The sequence below is a fragment of the Actinoplanes sp. NPDC048791 genome (assembly GCF_040650095.1).
In the GTDB taxonomy this organism is placed as follows: Bacteria; Actinomycetota; Actinomycetes; order Mycobacteriales; family Micromonosporaceae; genus Actinoplanes.
This window is the reverse complement of record NZ_JBEZGQ010001095.1, coordinates 1-2,639: the sequence shown is the minus strand read 5'-3', so window position 1 is coordinate 2,639 and position 2,639 is coordinate 1. Positions and strand designations below refer to the sequence as shown.

Sequence of the window (2,639 nt, the reverse complement as noted above, 5' to 3'; positions counted from 1 at the left end):
GCGGCGACGTGAATGAGTCCTTCGTGACCGGTCGACGTGCCGGGGCAGCTCGTTACGGCATCAGCACCGGATCCAGCTGAAGTTGAACAGGGTGTCCACGTCGCCCTCGCTGGACCGCATCGACATGCTGCTGCGGCCGCTCGACGTGCCGGGGTCGATCCGCAGCTCGGTGTTGACGTTCAGGACCCGCTGCTCCGTGCAGGGGGCGTAGATCAGCGCGGGCGCCACGTCCTTGGTGGCCCAGAAACCGTTGAGCGGACCGGCGAACGTCTCGTCGTTGTTGTTGTTGGCCGACGATCCCTGCCAGTAGTAGTTCGTGCGCTGCAGGGCGGTCGCGCCGGAGTAGAGCCGGGCGCGGCCCCGGTAGTCCGCCTCGGCGACGGCGAAGGTCCAGCCGGCCGGCACCGTGACCAGGACACCGACCTGGCAGTTCTTCCGGCGATCGGTGGGGTCGGCGCTGCCGCCGGCTTCCGCCACGAAGTCGTGGTACCTGATCCGGAAGCCTGTCTTGTCGGAGTCGGCGATCACCGTGGCCGTGCCGGGCGCGCACCCCGACCCGTTGGCGGCGATCACCTCGAAGGTGACGTTGCCGTCCGGGACGGCGGCGGCCTCGGCGTGCGCCGGCGAGGACAGCGACAGCGCAAGAACTGTGCCGATGGCGGCGAGAGCCGTATGTCTTACGCCGACGAGGCTTTTGATCATGGTATTCCTCTCGTTTCTGACGGTGCATTCTGGAAGGCTTCCAATATTAAACCCTGAACTGCTCAACGCGGTCGGACGGCGCTCGGTAGGGAATGTTAGTCAGCTGTCATGGTTCAGACAAGCATTGGTGTTCATCTATCTGAGTTGATGATCCGCCGTCCCTGCTCGGATGGGATATGCATGCTGCAGGTGTCCAGTTAGGCGGATAATTCCGGGTAATTCGGTACCGGATTCCGCCCGAATAATCCTGAAGATGTGGTCTGCGGCTTTGCGCGACCAACCGTAAACACCTAACCACCTGTATGGCACCTCCCAATTACCGCACAATGCGACCTGACAATGCTTCATTGACGTTGCTCAATGTCCGCCCATAACATCGGTCCCGCGTGTGCATTGTCGTCGTTACTCGAAGGGAGTTCCATGCGTAAATTGCTGGTGCGTGGGGGAGCGGTGCTGGCGTTGCTCGCCGCCTCGTTGACCGCGGCCTCGCCCGCCTCCGCCGGAAACCCGCTGGAGGACCCGCCGTCCGACCACATCGTCATCGACCTGGTGGCCATGGCCGGGTCGGGCTGCCGGCCCGGTACGGCGGACGTCGCCGTCTCACCGGACAACACCGCCTTCACCGCCATCTACAGCGAGTACCTGGCCCAGGCCGGCCCGGGCATCGCCACCACCGAAGGCCGCAAGAACTGCCAGCTCAACGTGCTGGTCCACGTGCCCCAGGGCTTCACCTTCGCGATCACCAAGGTGGACTACCGCGGGTACGGCCTGCTCCAGCGCGGTGCCACCGCCTCGCAACGGGCGAACTACTACTTCCAGGGCATGAGCCAGAGCACCTTCACCACGCACCCGGTCACCGCACCGCTGGACGACAACTGGTTCGTCAGTGACGAGGTTCCGGTCGCCGCCGTGGTCTGGCACCCGTGCGGGGAACTGCGCAACCTCAACATCAACACCGAGCTGCGGGTCGCCAAGGGCACCTCCACCGACGCCAGCTTCCTGACCATGGACTCCACCGACGGCAGCATCTCGACCACCTACCACTTCGCCTGGAGGCAGTGCTAAGCGCTTGCTTCCCCAGCCCGTGCCGAGGGGGGGCGGGGCGGGGCGGGGGCCCGCGGGCGGTTGCCGGGGGGGGGGGCCCCCCCCCCCGGGCCGGGGGGCGCCCGCCCGGCCCCCCCCCCCCTCGGCCGTTTCCCGTCGGTCAGCCCGCTCCGCCCGGTCTGATCAGCCCGCTCTCGTACGCCAGCACGACCAGCTGGGCCCGGTCGTGCGCGCCCAGCTTCATCATCGTGCGGTTGATGTGGGTCTTGACCGTGTGCGGGCTCAGCGTCAGGTGCGCGGCGATGTCGCTGTTGGACAGTCCCGACGCCACCAGGGTGAGCACCTCCCGCTCCCGTTCGGTCAGCCCGGTCAGCCGGTGCGCGGGAATCTCCCCGCTGCGTTCGGGGCGGGCCAGGTAGCGCGCGATGAGGCTGCGGGTCGCCGCCGGGGTCAGCAGGGCGTCGCCGCGGTGGACGACCCGGATGGCGTGCAACAGCTCCGCCGGCTCCGCGCTCTTGCCGAGGAAACCGCTGGCGCCGCTGCGCAACGCCGCGAAGACGTACTCGTCGATCTCGAACGTGGTCAGGATCAGCACCCGCACCCCGGCCAGGTCCTCGTCGGCGGTGATCAGCCGGGTTGCGGCCAGCCCGTCGAGCTCCGGCATCCGGATGTCCATCAACACCACGTCGGCGCGCGCCGCGCGGGCCAGGGCGACGGCCTCGGTGCCGGTGCGGGCCGTACCGGCGACACACATGCCCGCGGTGGCGGCGATCAGCGTCGCGAAGCTGGCCAGCAGCAGCGGCTGGTCGTCGGCGAGCAGCACCCGGATCGGTTCGTCGGTCACGCCGGGTGCCCCGCCGGCAGGACCGCGGTGACCCGGAAGCCGTCGCCGG

3 protein-coding genes are annotated in these 2,639 nt (G+C 68.2%); 1 reads left to right on the top strand and 2 read right to left on the bottom strand.

Features of this window, described 5'->3' with window-relative positions:
• Positions 1 to 60 precede the first annotated feature (60 nt).
• Positions 61 to 702, bottom strand: coding sequence for a DUF4360 domain-containing protein (locus AB0C29_RS42670; protein ID WP_360833267.1), 642 nt, complete (start codon positions 700 to 702; stop codon positions 61 to 63).
• A 420-nt stretch (positions 703 to 1,122) separates the two neighbouring features.
• Here AB0C29_RS42670 and AB0C29_RS42665 point away from each other — a divergent pair, with 420 nt between their 5' ends.
• Positions 1,123 to 1,767, top strand: coding sequence for a DUF4360 domain-containing protein (locus AB0C29_RS42665; protein WP_360833265.1), 645 nt, complete (start codon positions 1,123 to 1,125; stop codon positions 1,765 to 1,767).
• Positions 1,768 to 1,906: 139 nt separating this feature from the next.
• On the opposite strand, the gene AB0C29_RS42660 is transcribed toward AB0C29_RS42665, so the two are convergent.
• Positions 1,907 to 2,590, bottom strand: coding sequence for a response regulator transcription factor (locus tag AB0C29_RS42660; protein WP_360833263.1), 684 nt, complete (start codon positions 2,588 to 2,590; stop codon positions 1,907 to 1,909).
• Positions 2,591 to 2,639: the final 49 nt, after the last annotated feature.

Coding starts and splice junctions, on each gene's coding strand:
- AB0C29_RS42670 (WP_360833267.1), bottom strand. CDS start 702: ATGATCAAAAGCCTCGTCGGCGTAAGACATACGGCTCTCGCCGCCATC.
- AB0C29_RS42665 (WP_360833265.1), top strand. CDS start 1,123: ATGCGTAAATTGCTGGTGCGTGGGGGAGCGGTGCTGGCGTTGCTCGCC.